The 19,380-nt window shown below is 44.8% G+C and carries 16 protein-coding genes; 10 read left to right on the top strand and 6 right to left on the bottom strand.

The annotated features are described in order from the left end of the window. Positions 1–49: 49 nt before the first annotated feature. The gene (locus tag ELS82_RS10885; RefSeq protein ID WP_134835506.1) at positions 50–964 is read right to left on the bottom strand and encodes a LysR family transcriptional regulator; all 915 of its coding nucleotides are present in this window, start codon (positions 962–964) and stop codon (positions 50–52) included. A gap of 327 nt (positions 965–1,291) precedes the next feature. Here ELS82_RS10885 and ELS82_RS10880 point away from each other — a divergent pair, with 327 nt between their 5' ends. From ELS82_RS10880 to ELS82_RS10835, 10 genes are all read left to right on the top strand, one after another. Continuing rightward, on the top strand, positions 1,292–1,765 hold the full coding sequence (locus ELS82_RS10880) for a putative pterin-binding protein (RefSeq protein ID WP_244230777.1): 474 nt from the start codon (positions 1,292–1,294) through the stop codon (positions 1,763–1,765). Beyond that, a complete protein-coding gene (locus ELS82_RS10875) occupies positions 1,758–3,890 on the top strand; it encodes an ATP-binding protein (RefSeq protein WP_134835504.1) in 2,133 nt (710 codons plus the stop codon). The genes ELS82_RS10880 and ELS82_RS10875 overlap by 8 nt, the downstream gene beginning before the upstream one ends. Positions 3,891–4,267: 377 nt before the next feature. Beyond that, positions 4,268–5,560 carry a carbohydrate porin gene (locus ELS82_RS10870; RefSeq protein WP_134835503.1) on the top strand — a complete coding sequence of 431 codons (1,293 nt, stop codon included), beginning with the start codon at positions 4,268–4,270 and terminating at the stop codon, positions 5,558–5,560. 377 nt (positions 5,561–5,937) lie between these two features. Next, the gene (locus tag ELS82_RS10865) at positions 5,938–6,933 is read left to right on the top strand and encodes a LacI family DNA-binding transcriptional regulator (protein WP_134835502.1); all 996 of its coding nucleotides are present in this window, start codon (positions 5,938–5,940) and stop codon (positions 6,931–6,933) included. A gap of 29 nt (positions 6,934–6,962) precedes the next feature. Further along, positions 6,963–8,207, top strand: a complete 1,245-nt coding sequence (locus tag ELS82_RS10860; protein ID WP_053439502.1) for an ABC transporter substrate-binding protein — start codon at positions 6,963–6,965, stop codon at positions 8,205–8,207. 62 nt (positions 8,208–8,269) lie between these two features. Beyond that, a complete protein-coding gene (locus ELS82_RS10855) occupies positions 8,270–9,259 on the top strand; it encodes a carbohydrate ABC transporter permease (RefSeq protein WP_134835501.1) in 990 nt (329 codons plus the stop codon). 1 nt (position 9,260) lies between these two features. Continuing rightward, a complete protein-coding gene (locus ELS82_RS10850; protein ID WP_134835500.1) occupies positions 9,261–10,142 on the top strand; it encodes a carbohydrate ABC transporter permease in 882 nt (293 codons plus the stop codon). 14 nt (positions 10,143–10,156) lie between these two features. After that, entirely contained in the window at positions 10,157–11,506 is a 1,350-nt protein-coding gene (locus ELS82_RS10845; RefSeq protein WP_134835499.1) for a GH1 family beta-glucosidase, read from the top strand. Continuing rightward, positions 11,506–12,600, top strand: a complete 1,095-nt coding sequence (locus ELS82_RS10840) for an ABC transporter ATP-binding protein (protein ID WP_134835498.1) — start codon at positions 11,506–11,508, stop codon at positions 12,598–12,600. The genes ELS82_RS10845 and ELS82_RS10840 overlap by 1 nt, the downstream gene beginning before the upstream one ends. Before the next feature lie 144 nt (positions 12,601–12,744). Next, on the top strand, positions 12,745–13,761 hold the full coding sequence (locus ELS82_RS10835) for a LacI family DNA-binding transcriptional regulator (RefSeq protein ID WP_134835497.1): 1,017 nt from the start codon (positions 12,745–12,747) through the stop codon (positions 13,759–13,761). A 38-nt stretch (positions 13,762–13,799) separates the two neighbouring features. Here the strand turns inward: ELS82_RS10835 and ELS82_RS10830 are convergent, their stop codons facing one another. The 5 genes from ELS82_RS10830 to xdhC form a co-directional block, all read right to left on the bottom strand. Beyond that, entirely contained in the window at positions 13,800–14,432 is a 633-nt protein-coding gene (locus ELS82_RS10830; RefSeq protein ID WP_134835496.1) for a LysE family translocator, read from the bottom strand. After that, positions 14,429–15,754 carry a serine hydroxymethyltransferase gene (locus tag ELS82_RS10825; protein WP_134835495.1) on the bottom strand — a complete coding sequence of 442 codons (1,326 nt, stop codon included), beginning with the start codon at positions 15,752–15,754 and terminating at the stop codon, positions 14,429–14,431. Before ELS82_RS10825 ends, ELS82_RS10830 begins: the two co-directional genes overlap by 4 nt. Positions 15,755–15,770: 16 nt before the next feature. Next, a complete protein-coding gene (locus ELS82_RS10820) occupies positions 15,771–16,772 on the bottom strand; it encodes a phytanoyl-CoA dioxygenase family protein (RefSeq protein WP_208733157.1) in 1,002 nt (333 codons plus the stop codon). Between the two features lie 225 nt (positions 16,773–16,997). Further along, positions 16,998–18,335 (bottom strand): guanine deaminase, encoded by a 1,338-nt coding sequence (guaD, locus tag ELS82_RS10815; protein WP_134835494.1) that lies wholly within the window; start codon positions 18,333–18,335, stop codon positions 16,998–17,000. 39 nt (positions 18,336–18,374) lie between these two features. Continuing rightward, the gene (gene xdhC / locus ELS82_RS10810) at positions 18,375–19,226 is read right to left on the bottom strand and encodes a xanthine dehydrogenase accessory protein XdhC (protein WP_126572498.1); all 852 of its coding nucleotides are present in this window, start codon (positions 19,224–19,226) and stop codon (positions 18,375–18,377) included. Between the last annotated feature and the right edge of the window lie 154 nt (positions 19,227–19,380).

Here is a 19,380-nt window from a genome sequence, read left to right as displayed (position 1 = left end):
CAAACGTAATAGAGATGAGAGAGGGATATTTAACTCTATTAATAACCTACTAATTAGAAGTGTTTGCGGTTTCTTCGAGGATTATTTTTAACTGATTATCTAACCAATCAGTAAGAGGGTGGCGACGATGGCGCTGGTGGGTAAATAGCGCAATATGGCGACGACGATCGTTAGGAATAATGTGTTCTGGAAAAGGCATAAAACGATAGTTGTTACCGACTAAACTTAAGAAACGTTTAGGAAGTATTCCAATGTAGTCACTTTGGCTAAGCATATTCAGCATCACATTGAGATCACTGACACGAGCATTGATGATTTTGTCTATCTTGTGCTCATGGATAACTTTCTCAGCTTGTGACATTGCACCACTGACAGGAATTGCACACACGCAAAGCGGATATTCGATGACGCTTTCAACTTGGTTATCTTGAATAGGATGGTCAGCACGCATAAGGAAACCGAAGCGATCTGCACCTAAATCGCGTTGAATTAGGTTCTTATTGGTCTCTATAGGTAGATAAGTAACGCCCCAACTACGGCGATGTGAATCGAGTTTAGATATCGATTCTAGATTCCATTGTTGACACTGTACCGTTAAATTTGGTGCCAACTCAGTAAGACGCTGAACCAAAGGAATACCCAACAATGAGAGTAACGGCGGAGCAAAATAGAGCTCGATTTCCTCTTCTTCAGATTGAATATTCCACTCGGTATTTTCAATATATAACGAGTCTAATTGATCTAGTACATCCGGTAAGGTTTGTAATATCTTTTCACATTTTGGTGTCGGTTCTAAGGTGTTTTTGTCGCGAACGAAAAGGGGATCATCAAATTGTTCCCTAAGTTTGCGCAACATAACACTAATAGTTGGCTGGCTTAAATTAAGTTTTTTTGCTGCTAAGACTGTTTGCTTCTCTTTAGCTAATACAAGCAATACGTGTAAGAGATTATAGTCTTTATTCATTTCAGGTGGCCTCAAATATATCTAAGCGAGATCATTCATTAATTTTTATTTTGGATGTCAGAACTTTGAAAATTATTACTAATGCTAGTAGTGAAAATAACAGACTTATTTGTGATTATTTGTCTTAGATAGATTGCTGGCTAATGAGATTGAGTTGATATAACGCTTTGTTATGAAATTACTCTGTCAGAAAGCATAAGAATATTCAGTTACAAATCGTCGTCTATACTGTGGAAAAGGGTGGTTGTAGTCATCTTGGCTACAACCACATAGTCAACTTTGACGAAAACTGGGTACTTTATGACTAGTTTCTTACGTGCTTTTCTTATGAGTTGCGCTGTTGTGTTAGTCAGCACGGCGCATGCGATCCCTTCCCCTCAAGGTGAGCCCATCTTATGGATTTCGGGCAAAATCTCTCAATCTAATTCGGCGTCAGGTGTAGAGATGGATGAGGCGATGGTGCAAGGATTAGATAAGGGCACCATTCGCACCAATAATCATGTGATAGAGCAGGTCACAGAGTATTCTGGTCCGACGCTAATAAGCCTACTTGATTATGTTGGCGCAACTGGAACTCAGGTTAAAGTAACGGCGTGGGATGAATATGTTGCGACTATCCCTATCGCGGATATCAAAACCTACCAAGTTTTACTGGCGACTCACGAATCAGGTAAGCGAATGACCATCGACGACAAAGGGCCGTTTTTTATTGTTTTCCCGTTTAGCGATCATCCAGAGCTGAAGAATGACTATTACTACAGCTTATCGGTTTGGCAAATAAAGGACATTGTTGTTGAGTAAAGGTATCGAAGGCACAGATGGAGTCGCAGGGCGATTTTTTATCGGCGTTATTTCGGCGCTGTGCTTAGTGCTGATGGCAATGATTATATATTTCTTTTATTCGCTTTCTGAGATACGCAATATTCCCTCTCAGCCTTATGTGACCATCGTCAATAATAACCTAGGAGCAAAAAACAAATTGTTGCTGTTAAAGTCGGCAGCCAACCAATTCGCACTGAACCCAGCTCCCCAAGCGTTAGTGCGACTCAAGGTCAAAGCGAGAGTGTTTAGATCGAGCATTATGCAAGATCTCCGTTCGAAAGAGACTCAAAGGGTTCACAAGCAGTATGGGGACATCAATTCGTTGGCAGAGATTATTGGGGGCATAGAACAGGCGTCAACGATGTTGCAAAAAGTCACTTTGGTGGATGAGCAGGTGTTAAAGTCTGCGACGAAAAATTTGGATGCGGTGTATAAAGATCTAAATGAGTACTTGTCCGGCTTTATAACTGAAGTTCAAAAGCACCAATTGGAATTTAATCGGCACAAAGAAAACCTCTATGATAAGCAGTATGTGAACCTTGCCATCATTCTTGTTTGCTCACTTTTGATGATAGGGGTGATCTCTTGGATGTACCTCAACCAGAGTAAATTGAGTCGCGATCTAAAAGAGCGTTCAATTCGATTGGAAGAAGCCAAACAGCAGGCCGAAGAAAGCGCTCAAGCCAAAGCTCGCTTTCTTGCCAATATGTCACATGAAATGAGAACCCCGCTTAATGCAGTCATAGGGTTGAGCCAAAAAGAGTACTATCAAGAATCGACCAAGCAGACTAAAGAGTTTATCTCGATGATTAATAACTCAGGTCAGCATCTACTGAAATTGATCAACAGTGTGTTGGATCTGAGCAAAATAGAGCAAGGCCAAGTCGCGCTTGAAAAAGAGGAATTTAACTTAAGTGAGCTGATCAACTCGTGTAAGAGTATTTTGGTTGAGGTGAATAAACCAGAAGTGGATGTTTTTTTCCGTTCCGCTCTTGAACAAGATTTCAAACTGTTTGCCGATCGAACCAAACTGCTGCAAGTGATCAATAACCTCAGTTACAACGCTGTAAAATTTACCAGTCATGGCCATGTAGATATTCACTGTGATGTGACCCAAGTTGATGAGCATAGCTATTTGGTAATGACGATTACTGATACCGGTATTGGTATGACCCAAGAACAAATGGCAAAAGTATTTAATGAGTTCACTCAAGCGGATGAATCAATTACTCGCCAGTACGGAGGTACGGGCTTAGGGCTCTCGATCTGTCAATCCTTGGTTGAGCTAATGAACGGGACGATCGCAGTGGATAGTGAGCTTGAAAAAGGTACCTGTTTCACCGTTAGCATACCTGTCGATGTTGTGGAAAAGGTCGAACTTGTTTCAGATCGTACAAGGCAGCAAAAAGTACGGGTTGTTACCTTAAATCCTTATGCGAAGCAGCTTATCACTTCAGATCTCAAATGTTTGAACACGCAGGATGAGCCCGCAACGGTCAAGGTATATTATCAAAGTCGAACTGATGAGTTGGCGACGCCTCTAATCAATCAAGCTGAAGGTCAATCTATCATCTATATTGGCGATGTACATGGTGAACAACCTGAGGTGAGCGATTACATCAAGTTGAATAAACCTTATGACACTTTCTCTCTGCTTCGAACTATGGATATGTTGAGCAACGACTATTGTGAACCGGTATTGGCGAGGGATAACTCGGATTTACAGGGCCTATCAGTTCTTATCGTCGAAGACATGAAAGTGAATCAGATTGTCGCTGAAAAAATGCTATCAGTTTTAAATGTGAGTACCACTTTGGCTTATAACGGCCAGGAGTGTCTGGACACACTTGAGTCTCAACATTTCGATATTATTTTGATGGATATTCAGATGCCGATTATGGATGGTATTGAAGCATTGAAACGAATCAAACAGCAGCACTTAGCCCCGAAGACGGCCATCATCGCGTTGACGGCTAATACCTTTGAAAGTGATGTCAGCTACTACCTAGAGCAAGGATTTGATGATGTGATACCTAAACCTTTCCAACTCGATTGGATGAAGACCATGCTGGAAAAACACAGCGTTAAATCTCTTGCATCTTAAATTTCATCTCTTAAATCACGCCCACTTCTTCGCCACGTCGTCGACTATTTTGTTCAAAAACTCACAATGCGAATGAATGTTTTCATGATTATGAAATGTTTCAGTCGTGATGAGATTTTAATGCTTCAATCCCATGAGATTTTCGTGACAACTTTCGCTGATTTCCATGAAATGAAACCGATTTCAAGTCGGGTGAATAACAGACTTTGTTGCTAATTTACTGATTAAAAGCACATTTATTTGTTGAGTAATTCTTAAGCAGTTTCATGGCTGTTCATTCCAATGGCGGTTGTGAACTAGTCCGATATTTTCAAGCTTTTCATTGCTTATTATTTTTGCCGAAAGATAGCAAACCTAATAAATAATAGGGATATAACATGAAAAGCTTTAAAGTTTTACCGATCACCCTAGCAGTGGCCTCTTCGCTTGCAGCCGCTTCTGTTCTTGCTGACAACACGGATATCTCTGACCTAGAGCAGCGTATCCAAGAGCTGGAATCAAAACTGGTTGAGATCGATTATACCGATGACCAACAACCCGCAGTGTTAACCCCAGAAACAGAAGTACCTTCAGGGATTATCTTCTCTGGTTACGCACGTTATGGTGCGCATTACTCATCTGGCGACAACCGCTATGTTGAAGTGGGCAGCTCTGGCCGTTCACTGGGCCGTCTCGGTAACGAAGCTAACGGCGGTGAAGTGCAGTTAGCGAAAATCTTCCAAGCGGATAACGGCGCTAAATGGGACCTAGTGTTTATGGTCGATGACTGGAGTAACGATCAGTGGGGATCATCGGGTGGTGTAAACTTGAAGAAAATGTATGCCGGTGTGACCAATATTTTTGAAAGCCAACCTGAACTCTATATGTGGGCTGGCCGAGACTTCCATCAACGTCCGCAACAAGGTTTGAACGATTACTTCTGGATGTCTCATGATGGTCAAGGTGCAGGCTTCAATAACTTTAATTTAGGTGGCGCAAAACTGGATATGGGCTTTGTTGGCGCCGTGGATAGTGAAGATGGTGCATTAGGTAACGACTCTGGCCGCTATGCGATTACCTCTAAGTTGCACGGCATTGATCTTGGGATTGGTAACCTAGATCTGTACGCCAACTATGGCTTTGCTTCTGATGAGGCGAACACGGGCACCGATCCAAACGTGAGTGATGAAACGGCGTGGCAAGTGGGTGCAGTCATGGGGCTAGGCGCTTCAAACAAGTTGGTAATGAAATATGCTGACGGTGCGGATAACTCTGTGTTTGAGCTGAAAGGGGATGACTACAAAGTCACTTACGTCAGCTTAGAAGGTGGTTACACGGCGTCAGAACAGTTCATTATTGATTACCTAGTGTCATACAAAAACTTCTCAGGCACAGACACGGATGAGAAGAACGAGTACGCTGGCATCGTTCGTCCACAATACCAATGGGATGACGTTCACTCGACATGGCTAGAAGCGGGTTATGCGATGGAAGACTTTGACGACGGCAGTGAAAAGAACGGTTGGAAAGTGACGCTATCGCAAAACGTTTCGCTAGGTGGCTTGCCTTGGAGTCGTCCAATGCTACGTTTCTACACCACAGTGGGTGATGTTGAAACTAAAGGCCCAAGTACAACAAGCGTAACAGCCGATACGGTCGCTGTGGGTGCAATGTTCGAAGCATGGTGGTAATCCACTCTAGTAAATACTGTCTATTTTTCTGCTAACGGTAAGGCAGTGAAGCCGCTAGCCAGATTATGATTAACTCCAATCATTTGAGCCGCGATTTCGCGGCTCTTTTTTGTTTCTGAAACCAATCAATTCTGTTGCTCCATCGACTCAGTAAATAGCTCGCATTGGTTGTCTATTGACCGTTTCATGAAACAGTTTCATGGCGTCGTTCGAAACTTCCCCCTGCTTCATTGTTTAGTAAATCAGGCCATTTAAGGCATGGTTGAGTGTGATTATTCTCACGCTACTCACTAAGCAAATCATCAATACTAGCTCCATGAAAGCGGTTTCTATTGAAGAAAGCGGTTTTGAATACAGGCAGTAGTCGAGGTGTATAAGTGGCCACAATCAAAGATGTTTCTGAATACGCAGGTGTCTCTCAAGCGACCGTATCACGAGTGATCAACGGTACCAGCCGAGTCAGCCATGATAAGAAGCTCAAAGTGGAAAAAGCGATACAAGTTCTCGGCTATCGCCCAAATGCAATTGCACAAGCGCTGGCTTCTAGCCGTACCGGAAGTATTGGCATCATCGTGCCTGAGCTGGGTGGCCCTTTTTACTCTGGGATTCTACACAGCATTGAGAACAGGCTACGCCGATTAGGCTATCACGTGGTGGTAACGGCGGGTTCTAACACAGAGCAAGGGCAGAGGGAGTCAGTTGAGTTTCTTCTAGGTCGCCGAGTAGATGCAATGATTTTGCATACTCAGCACTTAACTGATGATTACTTAACAGACCTTGAGGCGAAAGGCGTGGCGCTAGTGTTGGTCAATCGATTCGTTCCAGAACTTGCGCAAAATTGCATTGAAATAGACAACGAGTTTGGTGGCCAGTTAGCGACTGAACATTTGTTGCGAATGGGGCATCGTAACATCGCATGTATTACCGGCCCTCTGGATAAATCTGATGCACGGGGGCGTCTGCAAGGTTATCGCAAAGCTTTGGAAGAAGCGGATATCTTGTTCGACGAAGCATTGGTTTCAGAGGCCGGTTTTACCGAGGAATCGGGTGTGAGTGCAATGCGTAAATTACTTAACCGCGATTGTTCATTTACCGCTGTGTTTGCCTGTAACGATCATATGGCATTCGGAGCGTTTGAAGTGCTCAAAGAGGAAGGGATTAGCGTACCCGAACAGGTTTCATTGATGGGGTTCGATGACATCTTGTTCGCGCGCTACATATCGCCACCGTTAAGCACAGTGAACTTCCCCATTGAACAAATGAGTGCTGAAGCCGTTCAACTGGTCATTCAAATACTCAATAAAAACAAGCGAGACGTGAGCTTCAAACTGTCACCAACTTTGGTGCCTAGAAGCTCTGTGAAACAACTCTAAATCCTACAAAATCATTTAAGGACAATAAGATGAAACTAAAAACTTTGACGCTTGCCACTGTTACTGCGCTTGGAGTCGCATCAACAGTCAACGCTGCTAATTCTGAGATTCGCTTTGATGGTTTCCCTGATTTTGACAGCAGCTTGAAAGTGCTGCTTCCTGACTTTGAAAAAGAGACAGGCATTAAGGTTGATTACCTAATGAACAACCACGGGGACCACCATACGAAGCTGACCACCAACTTAGCAACAGGCTCAGGCGCAGGTGACGTCATTGTTGTTGATGTAGAGAAAATTGGTCCGTTTGTAGCATCTGGCGGTTTAGTTAATCTGTCTGAAAACTACGGTGCCGATAAGTACGCAGAGAGTTTTGCGCCTTACGCGTGGGCGCAAGGTAAAGGTGCTGACGGTGATGTATACGGCATGCCTGTCGACCTAGGTCCAGGCGTAATGTACTACCGCACAGACGTGTTTGAAAAAGCCGGTATCGACTTAAATGAAGCAATTAAAGATTGGGATTCGTACATCAAAGCGGGTGAAGAGCTGAAGAAGAAAGATGTCTACCTGATTGCTTCAGCAGCAGATGTAGCGCAAGCGATCATCTTCACGACAGTACCTGAAGGCGAAGGTCTGTACTTCGATAAAGATGGTAACCCAGTGGTCACTTCAGAGCGTTTTGTCCACGCATTTGAAGTTGCAAAAGAGATTCGTGACAAAGGCCTAGATGCACGCATCTTAGCGTGGTCAAACGAATGGTATGAAGGTTTCCGTAACGGCACGTTTGCTACTCAGCTTTCTGGCGCATGGCTACTTGGCCACCTAAACAACTGGATTGCACCAGAGACGGCAGGTAACTGGGGTGTGTCTCACCTACCTGATGGTATCTACGGCAGCTGGGGCGGATCATTCCTATCAATCCCAACCCAATCTAAACACCAAGATGAAGCGTGGAAGCTGATCGAATACATGACAACCAAGCGTGATATTCAGCTTAAGCACTTTGAAACCATCGCTGCATTCCCAGCGAACACAACTACTTATGATGATGATCTATTCCAAGAAGAAGTGGCATTCCTTGGCGGTCAAAAGGCTCGTCTACTGTTTGCTGACGTAGCGAAAAATATCAAGCCAGTTGCACCAGCGAAAGGTGACCACGTGGCACGTTCTATTATTTTAGAGAATGCGCTAATGGAAGTACTGGATGAAGGCAAAGACATCGAAACTGCGCTGAAAGAAGCGGAGCGAATGATCAAACGCCGTACTCGTAATCTTTAATTAGTTCGTTATTTGGTAAGGGAGGAAGGCGAGTTTCGCCTTCCTAACTAGAGGTCGTTACTATGAATCATGCAGCGAGCAAGGTTATGGACACATCCGAGAGCAAAAGCCTTTTTTCTCGTCTGAGTTTGAAAGCGCTTACACCGTATGGATTCCTACTTCCGTTTCTGATTATTTTTTCTGTATTTGGGATTGTCCCGTTACTGTTTTCAATCTTTCTGTCGTTTCATGAGTGGAACCCAGTCGAAGGTTTAGGTGCGATGGATTATGTGGGGTTAGAGAACTACCACATTGCACTGACTGACCCGTGGCTGTGGCGTTCACTGAAAAACACCCTATGGCTAGCGATTACATCTGGCGTCGCTCAGCACTTGGTTGCCTTGCCTGTCGCTTACATTTTGGTGTCAATGAGTGACCGTTTCCGCCATTGGCTGACATCGGCGTACTTCTTGCCGTTTATCACCTCAACGGTGGCGGCATCACTGATCTTCTTCAACATGTACTCGCCGAACTCGGGCATCATCAACCAGACCTTAATCGCACTGGCAGATAGCACCTTGTTTGGTTGGGCGTTTGGCTGGGTGAATGACTTTCAGCCAATCCGCTGGCTAGATGACGCGACTATGGTCAAACCGTCTATCGCCATTATGGTGTTCTGGAAATACACCGGTTTCAACATCGTGTTGTACACCACGGGCTTGATGACCATTCCTAAAGATATTCTTGAAGCCGCACGAATGGATGGTGCCAACGCATGGCGCCGTTTCTGGAGCATCTCATTGCCAATGATTCGTCCGTTTATCTTCTTTGCTGTAACCATGACCATCATCGGTAACTTACAGCTGTTTGAAGAACCGTTCGTTCTGACTCGTGGTACAGGTGGTACAGGTCAATCAGGTCTAACGATTTCAATGTACCTCTACAAAGTGGGTTGGGAGTGGTTAGAAATGGGCACAGCGTCGGCTATCTCTTGGCTGCTCTTTATGCTGATTGCAGGCTGTACTGCGGTGCAATTCTTCTTCTTCGGTAAAAAAGGTTTGGGGGAGCAATAAGATGACCACTCAACACGTAATGTCTCCTCGCTGGCGTCCAAGTGATCGCAGCATCGAAATCTTTACCAAGCTAATGATTGCATTGCTTGCCGTCGTGCTGATTATTTCAGCCATCATGACGGTGTTCCCGTTCCTGTGGTCGGCGCTACTGTCTACTCGTGACCGTACGGAAATCTTTGGCACGGGCATCAGCTTCGCCATTGGTGACAGCTTAGCGATTAACTACGCCAAACTGCTTGAGATCATGCCGTTTTGGCAAGCGATGTTTAACTCCATCTACATTGCTTTTCTAGGCACAACCATCTCGCTGCTGTTCTGTAGCATGGGTGGCTACGCCTTTGCGGTGTACAAGTTCAAGGGCAAAACGTTTCTGTTCGGCATGCTGGTTGGCTCAATGATGATCCCGCCGGTGCTGAGTTTGATCCCTTACTTCATGATCGTGAAGTTCCTAGGCTTGCTCGATAACCATCTCGCGGTATGGCTGCCGTTCACTACGACGCCGTTTGGTATTTTCTTAATGCGTCAGCATGTGGTGGCTTCGATTCCAAAAGAGTTACTGGAAGCGGCAAAACTGGATGGGGCAGGTGAATTTAGAACTTATTGGAGTGTGGTGCTTCCGCTGATGAAACCGGCTCTAGCAACGCTTGCTATCGTTCAATTCGTCTTCTTCTGGAACATGTTTATGCAGCCGTTAGTGGTGCTAACAACCCCAGACAACTATGTGATTACTCAGGCACTGCGTAGTGTGCAAGGCATTCCAAATACTCCTTGGGGAGCGGTAATGCTGGGCACGACTATCTCGATTCTTCCGCTGGTAATTACTTACTTATTCGCTTCAAAACAAATGATTAGTGGCCTGACGTCAGGCGCAGTAAAAGGCTAAAAGGTTTAATAACAATGAATAAATTCCAACTTCCTACAGACTCAAAATTACGTAGCCCAGAATTCTTATTTGGCGTTGCCACTTCTTCTTACCAAATTGAGGGTGGTGCACAGCTTGGCGGTCGTACTCCTTCTATTTGGGATACCTTCTGTAACAAGCCAGGTGCGGTAGACAACATGGACAACGGCGACGTTGCTTGTGACCACTTCCACCTTTGGAAGCAAGATATCGAGATGATCAAAGGTCTTGGCGTGGATGCTTACCGCCTGTCGATGGCGTGGCCTCGCATCGTTCCACAGGATGGTCAGGTTAACGAAGAGGGGCTCAAGTTTTACGAGCAAATCATTGACGAGTGCCATGCCCAAGGCTTGAAAGTGTTCGTGACTCTTTATCACTGGGACTTGCCACAATACCTTGAAGATAAAGGCGGCTGGTTAAATCGTGAAACCGCTTACAAGTTTGAAGAGTACGCTAAGGCCGTGAGTGCTTACTTTGGCGACAAGATTGATTCGTACGCCACCTTGAACGAACCGTTCTGCTCATCTTACTTAGGTTACCGTTGGGGTATGCACGCACCAGGTATTAAAGGTGAGCGTGAGGGCTTCTTGTCAGCGCACCACCTAATGCTGGCTCACGGTTTGGCGATTCCACACATGCGTAAAAACGCACCGAATGCGATGCATGGATGCGTGTTTAATGCGACACCGGCTTACCCACTAACTGACGCAGACATTGGCGCTGCTGAGTACAGCGATGCAGAGGGTTTTCACTGGTTTATGGACCCGGTATTAAAAGGTGAATACCCGCAATTGGTTCTAGATCGCCAAGCGCACAATATGCCAATGATCCTAGAAGGTGACTTAGACATTATTCGCACGGACTTAGACTTCATTGGTGTGAACTTCTACACCCGCTGTGTAGTTCGCTTTGATGAAAATGGTGATATCAAAGATGTGCCTCAGCCTGCTAATGAGCACACCTTCATTGGTTGGGAAATTTACCCACAAGCATTGACTGATCTGCTACTACGCTTACATGACCGTTATGACAACCTACCGCCGCTGTACATTACTGAAAATGGCGCTGCAGGTGAAGATGACTGCATCAACGGTGAAGTGAATGACACCCAGCGTGTTAACTACTTCCAAGCTCACCTAGAGTCAGTTGATAAAGCAATTAAAGCAGGCGTTGACGTACAAGGTTACTTTGCGTGGAGTTTAATGGATAACTTTGAGTGGGCGTATGGTTACAAACAGCGCTTCGGTATTGTTCACGTGGACTACGAAACCCAGCAGCGCACCCTGAAACAAAGTGCAATCGCATACCGCAACATGCTGCTAGAGCGCCGAGAGGAGAACCAGTAATGGCAAAAGTTGAGTTTAAAAACATCAAAAAATCCTATGACGATGTGGAAGTGGTTAAGCACTTCGACTTTACGGTCAACGATGGCGAGTTCGTGGTTTTTCTTGGCCCATCAGGCTGTGGTAAATCGACGACGCTGCGTATGCTTGCTGGCTTAGAGAGCATCACCGCAGGCGAGATTTTCGTTGGCGATAAGCTGATGAACAAAATCGATGCTAAAGACCGTGATTTAGCAATGGTGTTCCAAAGCTATGCCCTTTACCCGCACATGACGGTGTATGAAAACATTGCCTTTGCGCTCAAACTTAAGGGCATGCCAAAAGATCAAATCGATACAGAGGTGCGTAAAGCGGCAAAAATGCTAGAGCTTGACCCGCTGCTTGCTCGTAAACCGAAAGAGCTATCAGGTGGTCAACGCCAACGTGTGGCAATGGGCCGAGCGATGGTGCGCACTCCAAAAGTGTTCCTGTTTGATGAGCCTCTATCGAACCTTGATGCAAAATTGCGTGGCACGATGCGTGAAGAGATCAAACAACTGCACAGAGAGCTTCAAACTACCACGATTTATGTCACGCACGATCAAATCGAAGCGATGACCCTTGCTGACCGCATTGTGATTCTCAAAGATGGTTATGTGGCTCAAGTAGGGACGCCAACTGAAGTGTTCCAACAGCCAGCGAACAAGTTCGTTGCTCAGTTTATCGGTAACCCATCAATGAACATGCTCGATGCTCAGCTGGTGGGCGAAGAGGGCAACTGGCACGTTGAGCTAGGCGACACTCGTATCCCATTGCCAGAGCGCTTCCATGCGCATGCGTCTAAGAACTTGGCTTTGCATTTTGGTGTACGCCCGACTGACATTCATTTGCGTGCTGAACAAGTGGATCATGATCGAGTGCTGCCGTTCCCGGTCAAAATCAAAGACAAGGAACTGCTGGGTGCAAGCATCTTGCTGAAAACCGAGATTGCAGGTCAATCTTTGATGGTTGAAACGCAGGCCGCTGAAGTGGATGTGAATGAGCTGACGCTTTACTTAGATCTGGATGCGATTCATCTATTCGATGCCATGAGCGAGAAATCGCTGGCGACGTTTTAATCGCTTGGGCTAACCTCTAACGAGTAAGCCAGTCTATTTTAGTACTGGCTTACCTTTTGAGATCTCAATTTCTATCAACGTCAGTTGAGCTCCTTAAGGTGGCTTTCTATAGTCGATGTTTCGCTTGTACAATTGGCAGTTTCTATGACGACCAAAAAGAAAAAAAAACCTTCCATCTATGATGTCGCCAAGCTCGCCGGTGTTTCACCTAGCACTGTCTCTCGCTTTCTCAATCGCACCACTTATGTGTCCGATGAAAAAACCAATAACATCGAGAAAGCGATAAAAACACTGGGCTACAAACCCAATTACACCATGAACCAAGGTACCAACACTCGTTCAATGACCATTGGTGTATTGGTGCAAAACCCTGAAAGTCCGCACACGAGTCGTATCCTCAATGATATGGAGAAAGTGTTTAGTGCGCAGGGCTACTCATTGGTGATTGCGACGGGGCACTGGAAAAATAAGCTTGAATCCCATGCGCTAGAATACCTTGCAAAGAGCAATGTCGATGGGGTGATCATTGTGACTGGCAGCCTGACTGAGCAACAAATTCTCGATTACGCGGAGAACATTCCGGTAGTGGCGGTTGGTTATGATGTGATTGGTGACCGAGTGCGCTGCATTAACATCGACAACGTGCTCGGTGGCTATATGGCAACCCTGCATTTACTGCAGCAAGGTCATTTAAACATCGCCCATATTAAAGGCTTGCTTAACCAGCCGGATGCGGTGGCTCGCTTTGTCGGCTATAAAAATGCGCTGCAAGAGTCAGGGATTAAAGTCCAACCTAAGCTCATTAAGCAAGGGGATTTTAGTAGCGAATGCGGCTATGAGTTAACCAAAGAGCTGATTGAGTCAAAAAGCCATTTTAGCGCTATCTTTGCCGCCAATGATCAAACGGCTTATGGGGCCATTAAAGCGTTGCATGACCACGGTTATCGAGTACCTGAAGATGTCTCTGTGGTCGGGTTTGATGACTTGCCAACCTCGTTCTACTTTACTCCAGCATTGACCACCATGCGCCAACCTGTCGAAGAGGTTGGGGTAGTGTGTGCAGAATCGATTCTTAATCTTCTAAGTGGCGAAAGACATGATGTTCGCCTGCCACCGATAGAGTTGATTGTCAGGCAGTCGACCAAGTCGATTTATCGATAAAACTCAATAACAGGCGAGCTGTATCCCTCTACCTGACTTTAAGAATAGTTTACTAAAGTCATAACACCTAGCAGTATAAAAATACTTCCAGACCACCTTGAGAGAAGGTCAACCCAGCGGCTTCTTGCGTTAAATCTATTGTGTAGATGACTAGCCATCAAAACACTTAACAGATCCGCACTGCTAAACATTAAATTCGTAAAGACCCCCAAAATGAGTAATTGAAGCCAAACAGCGATATCTCCTACTTCATTCACAAACTGTGGAAGAAAAGCAAGATAAAAAATTGCGGCTTTTGGATTCAGAACATCTACAATGACACTCTCAATGAAAGTTCTTTTAGGAGACGTAATATTGTTGTCAGAAGAAGTAATCCGTAACTTTTTAGTTAGATAGATACGCTGGAAGCCCAGCCAAACAAGGTAAAGAGCTCCTAACTTTTGAATAGCGGAATAGAGAGAAGGATTAGCTAAGAGTACCGAAGACAAACCTAATACAGCTAAAAGCACATGAAAATACCCTCCTATGTGAAGACCGAAAGCGGCCATAATTCCTACTTTCCTCCCTCCTGACACAGTTTGAGCAATACTATAAAGCATTGCAGGGCCGGGCATAAAAGCATATAACAAGGTAACAACCAAGTAGGTAAACAATTCTGTATTTGAAATCAATGTCCACTCTCCAAGCTATATTTAAAGCCAGAAAATGTTGAAGCTAACTCACTTACTATATTACTCGCTTCCTTTAAATTATAATTACCTTGTAGAACGCCTGCGATTACCTCAGCTAAAACAACAATTTGACTTTGTGTGATCCCTAATCGAGTAATTTCTGTTGCACCAAATCGTATCCCCGATAACAACCCTTTATCCTCAGGGAGTGGGACTGCATTGGCAAAAATCCCAACATCAGCTAAACGATAGCAGGCTGAACGCGCGCCTTCTTCTTGAGTCCATTTCACAACGACTTGATGAGTTTCAGTAAATCCCTTATCAGAACAGAGAATATCTAGTCCATACGCCTGTAAATTACGAGCAAGTTGCCTAGCATTAAGTATTCCCTGCGCCATATATTCAAGGCCATACTCCTTTAATTCTAAGCATGAGACAGTAAGAGCAGCAATTCGATTAAGTTGATGTGAACCAGTTAGCTTTGGGAATATAGTCGTACTAACCGGAGAAGAGAACTTTTCCGAATTCCAACAAATTACTCCTCCCTGAGGGCCACTGAATGTTTTTCCTGTCGATGCAGTATAAATATCAGCTCCAAAAGATAAGGGGTTTGGATACACTCCACCAGCAATCAACCCTGCTTGATGTGAGCCATCAAAAAGTAATATCCCTCCCCAGCGAGAAATAATGTCTTTTATCTCTTTTACAGGGAAAGGAAAAAGGTTAAGACCTGCACCTAAACTAACTACTTTCGGTTGTCTAAACTTCGCCATGTGCTCAAAAGCGTTTAAGTCAATTTCGAGGGTATTCGGGTCAACGGGAAGATCTGAAATTGAGTAGTTCAAGATCCCTGGGGGACCTAAACTATGGTTGCTAGAGTTACCCCCATAAAATGTATTGAGGGTAGACATATCTGATACGTTGAAATGGTTTTTGAGAGCTGCGTAGACAACCGTATTAGCATGAAGCCCTCCTAGAAGCCTAGGGTCTGCATGATTACATTCAAATAACTCTTTAAGTAATACAATGCAAAGTGCTTCTATTTCGTCAGCTTGATCAAGCCCGGTAAAAAAACGGTTATTTCGTCCAATAGAACCGCCTGAGGCTCTAGACCCCAAGTCACAACTTAGTAGTCTCCGAGCTTGTAAACTCATAGGGCCTTCTGCAGCCACAAGGTTTATCCCTGTCTTCACTCTTACAGTGTCGTGCCGTTCTATTAGAGCTCGTAATTTTTGATAGAGCTCTTTAGAAGTTGAACGTCCAAGTAAGGCAGAGGCGTCATTCAGAATATTCATGTCATGCATTTGTTGGTTAATAATCACTTTCTAGCCTCCCTTCTTACGTATAACTGTTACGTGTCTTAGACAGGTCTTTACCTGAAAGCAGTAAACTCGAATGCTTTGTGATATCTAGGTTTGAACCATCAATAAAGTCACCGTCATGTCGAAAAGGATAAATTTCCGTATCCGTTGTCGTAACTCTAAAATTAATAGCAAATCGATCATTAGTAGATGTATTGGGAAGGGATCCATGCATAGTTCTTTCTGTGAAAATAACAAATTCTCCCTTTTTCATGGGGATCGTCACTATATCTTCTTGGCTTTCATCTACACCCAATGTTTTTTTTGCAGGTAGTTTTTCGAGTTTAGCTCGAACATAGGCTTTAACATCCTCGAATGATTTCCCACTAATTTGATAATTTTCAAAAAGCCCACTGGTATCAACGTCCAATACTAGCGTGTAATTATTCGCCCGTTCGACAAGGTCTTCGATTGTTTTACAGTCAATAAATGGGTCATGCCAAAACTCGGATTTAGTCATCGGAACCATGGTTTTAGGATATTGTTTTTTATGTGAACCACGAATGAAGCGCAATGGCGCGCAATCAAGTTCAACATCAGTAAGAGCGACCCAAACAGTTAGATTCCACCAACCATCTCGTCTTTCTTGTTTTGGCTTTAAACTAGGCTTGTGATTACCAATCTCTTCACCATCGAAATCCCCCCACTCTTGGTGCCACCCTGTTCCGTTCTCCCCAGATTTCTTGTGAAAAAATTTTGAACGCCAAAGAGCTAAATCGAGTCCAATTAGAGACTGTAGTGATGAAATCAAAGTTGGATCCGTAATCAACTCTTTAATTTCCGTCGATACTAAATGCCAATCCCGGAAAGAATACCGACCATACAAGGGATGAGGCTCAGGGCTTTGAGCTATCCCCCTGACTTGCGTTAAAACATCTTGAATTAATTCAATATTTGCGAACCTCGGTAAAGGCCCCAAATAGCCATCTCGGTGAAAACACTCAATTTGCTCTCTAGTCAATCCTTTGTTCTTGTCCATTGATTTAGCTGCCTGTTTAAAGAGGGTTCAACCTAGAGTCTTTGTCGAATGACTTAAAATTATTAATTTATAATTTATATGCAGTATTAACCCATTTGAGTGAGGCAAAGAGTGTCTTAGAGATTGGTTGTTCACAGTGACTAGAAAGAACAAAGCGCTTTCCAGTATAGAAAAGCGCTTTGATTAAATGGAGACCGTTGGGTTAACAGACCCTATTGTATTGGTTTAACTAGCGAACTTTTTTTCGTCTATTTGCCCTCTTGAGTCGTAGGCTTTCTCACCATAAATGAAGGTCTCACACACTGTGCGGTCATCGCCTAAGCTCATTAATACAAACAGCTTTTCTTCAAGCGTAGTGGCTTGGTGCATTCTAAAGCGCATCAACTGAGTTGCGTGTAAATCGAGTACAACAAAGTCAGCTTCTTTACCCACTTCCAAGTTACCAATCTTATCCTCTAGGTGAAGCGAACGTGCGCCCCCTAAGGTTGCTAAGAACAGAGATTTTAGCGGGTGAAGTTTCTCTTGTTGCAGCTGCATAATTTTGTACGCTTCACTCATGGTTTGCAGAATCGAGAAGCTGGTACCTGCACCCACATCGGTACCCATGCCGACTCTGACGCCGTGTTCTTCAAGCTTAGGCAGCTTAAACAGACCAGAGCCTAAGAACAGGTTAGAGGTTGGACAGAAAGCGATAGCTGATTCGGTATCGGCCAAGCGCTTACACTCACAATCTGACAAGTGAATACCATGTGCAAAGACAGAACGCTTATGCAGTAGACCGTAGTGGTCATACACATCAAGATACGAATCACGTTCAGGGAACAAATCCAATACCCACTCTATCTCTTTCTTGTTTTCAGAAAGGTGAGTGTGCATGTAAACATCAGGGTATTCTTCAAGCAGCTTACCCACAGTAGCGAGCTGCTCAGGGGTACTGGTTGGCGCGAAGCGCGGTGTTACGGCGTACAATAGTCGATCTCTGTTGTGCCATTTCTCGATCAGCTCTTTTGATGCTTCGTAGCCTGACTCTGGCGTATCGGTGAGGTAGTCTGGCGCATTGCGATCCATTAATACCTTACCCGCAATCATGCGCAGTTTACGTTTTTGCGCCTCTTCGAAGAACACATCGACCGATTCTTTGTGTACGGTACCGAACACCAATGCCGTTGTGGTGCCGTTGCTGGCTAGCTCGTCAAAGAACAGCTTTGCCACTTTATGGGCGTAGACTGGGTTCTTAAAGCGACGTTCTTCAGGGAAGGTATAGTTCTCTAGCCAATCAAGCAGCTGCTCACCGTAAGAGGCGATCATGCCGGTTTGAGGGTAGTGAATATGGGTATCGATAAAGCCTGATGTGATTAGCTTATCTTCGTATTCGGTAATGCTGATGTCTTTCGGTTGGCGAGCAAGAACTTCTTCCGTTTCACCGATATCGACAATATGACCATCTTCAACCACGATGATACCGTCATCGAAGAATTGGTAAGAGTTATCCAGTCCGACATCTTTCGGGTCAGCGATGCTGTGCAAAATGGCTGCACGATAAGCGTTGCGTTGCGTTGTCATTGTTACTTCCTTTTAAAACTCCATTGCTGTGCAATCGAGTTAGGCGATTTTCTCTTCCAATTCGGAATCGCTCTGTTGATTACTTTTACTGTGTGCCGTAGGGCGTTTTTGTTCAAGGGGAATACCCTGATAGTGTGCGATCAGTTCACCTGCAACCGAGACAGCGATCTCTGCTGGGTGTTTTCCATTCACCATGCTGACACCAATCGGGCAAATCATAGTGTCGATTTGTGCATCGGTGTAACCACGCTGCGCTAAACGCATATCGAACTTCTTACGTTTGGTTAGCGAACCAATCATGCCGAAATAGACGCTGTCATCACGGTCAATAATGGCTCTAGCGAGGTCAAAGTCGAGCTGGTGGTTGTGCGTCATCACCAAGTAGTAGCTATTTGGTGGCAAGTCACGAACGTCACCCACTGGATCATCGGTGACGACCTTGGTGACATTACGTGGCAGATCTTCAGGGAAAACGTCATCGCGTTCATCAATCCAAGTGACTCGGAAAGGAAGGGTGGAGACGATATGTAAAAGGGCTTTGGCAACATGACCAGCACCGAACACAACTAGATGCTTTTGCGCGGTGCCAATCGGTTCAAAGCTGAGTGTTGCCATTCCGCCGCAACACTGCCCTAAACGAGCACCAAGATTAAAGCGTTCTACTTTGAGTGAGCGTTCACCCGCGATAAGCATTTCACGCGCCATTTTGGTCGCTACGTGCTCTAGATGACCACCACCAATGGTGGCAATCAGACGGTCACGGGTCACGAGCATTTTGGTTCCGGCATCCCTTGGCACAGAGCCACGGTCTTCCAATACCGTCACCATCACACACGGTTCGCTGTTTTTTTCTAGTTGTGCCAGTTCATGAATCCAATTGTCCTTAAACATATGTCTCTCCTTGAACTATTTATCCTGTCGTCATCCTCGACAACGAGGACTTGTTATCCACGGCTATCCTCAAGACTGAGGACTTTATTTATTGTCATCCTCAAGAGCGAGGGACGAGCGAGTTGGGGATCTCTTTACCATTACGACTGTGTTC

The organism is Vibrio ouci, assembly GCF_004551525.1.
Lineage (GTDB): Bacteria > Pseudomonadota > Gammaproteobacteria > Enterobacterales > Vibrionaceae > Vibrio > Vibrio ouci.
This window is presented reverse-complemented; position numbering and strand designations above follow the sequence as displayed.

Coding starts and splice junctions, on each gene's coding strand:
- ELS82_RS10885 (WP_134835506.1), bottom strand. CDS start 964: ATGAATAAAGACTATAATCTCTTACACGTATTGCTTGTATTAGCTAAA.
- ELS82_RS10880 (WP_244230777.1), top strand. CDS start 1,292: ATGAGTTGCGCTGTTGTGTTAGTCAGCACGGCGCATGCGATCCCTTCC.
- ELS82_RS10870 (WP_134835503.1), top strand. CDS start 4,268: ATGAAAAGCTTTAAAGTTTTACCGATCACCCTAGCAGTGGCCTCTTCG.
- ELS82_RS10860 (WP_053439502.1), top strand. CDS start 6,963: ATGAAACTAAAAACTTTGACGCTTGCCACTGTTACTGCGCTTGGAGTC.
- ELS82_RS10855 (WP_134835501.1), top strand. CDS start 8,270: ATGAATCATGCAGCGAGCAAGGTTATGGACACATCCGAGAGCAAAAGC.
- ELS82_RS10850 (WP_134835500.1), top strand. CDS start 9,261: ATGACCACTCAACACGTAATGTCTCCTCGCTGGCGTCCAAGTGATCGC.
- ELS82_RS10845 (WP_134835499.1), top strand. CDS start 10,157: ATGAATAAATTCCAACTTCCTACAGACTCAAAATTACGTAGCCCAGAA.
- ELS82_RS10840 (WP_134835498.1), top strand. CDS start 11,506: ATGGCAAAAGTTGAGTTTAAAAACATCAAAAAATCCTATGACGATGTG.
- ELS82_RS10835 (WP_134835497.1), top strand. CDS start 12,745: ATGACGACCAAAAAGAAAAAAAAACCTTCCATCTATGATGTCGCCAAG.
- ELS82_RS10820 (WP_208733157.1), bottom strand. CDS start 16,772: ATGGACAAGAACAAAGGATTGACTAGAGAGCAAATTGAGTGTTTTCAC.
- guaD (WP_134835494.1), bottom strand. CDS start 18,335: ATGACAACGCAACGCAACGCTTATCGTGCAGCCATTTTGCACAGCATC.
- xdhC (WP_126572498.1), bottom strand. CDS start 19,226: ATGTTTAAGGACAATTGGATTCATGAACTGGCACAACTAGAAAAAAAC.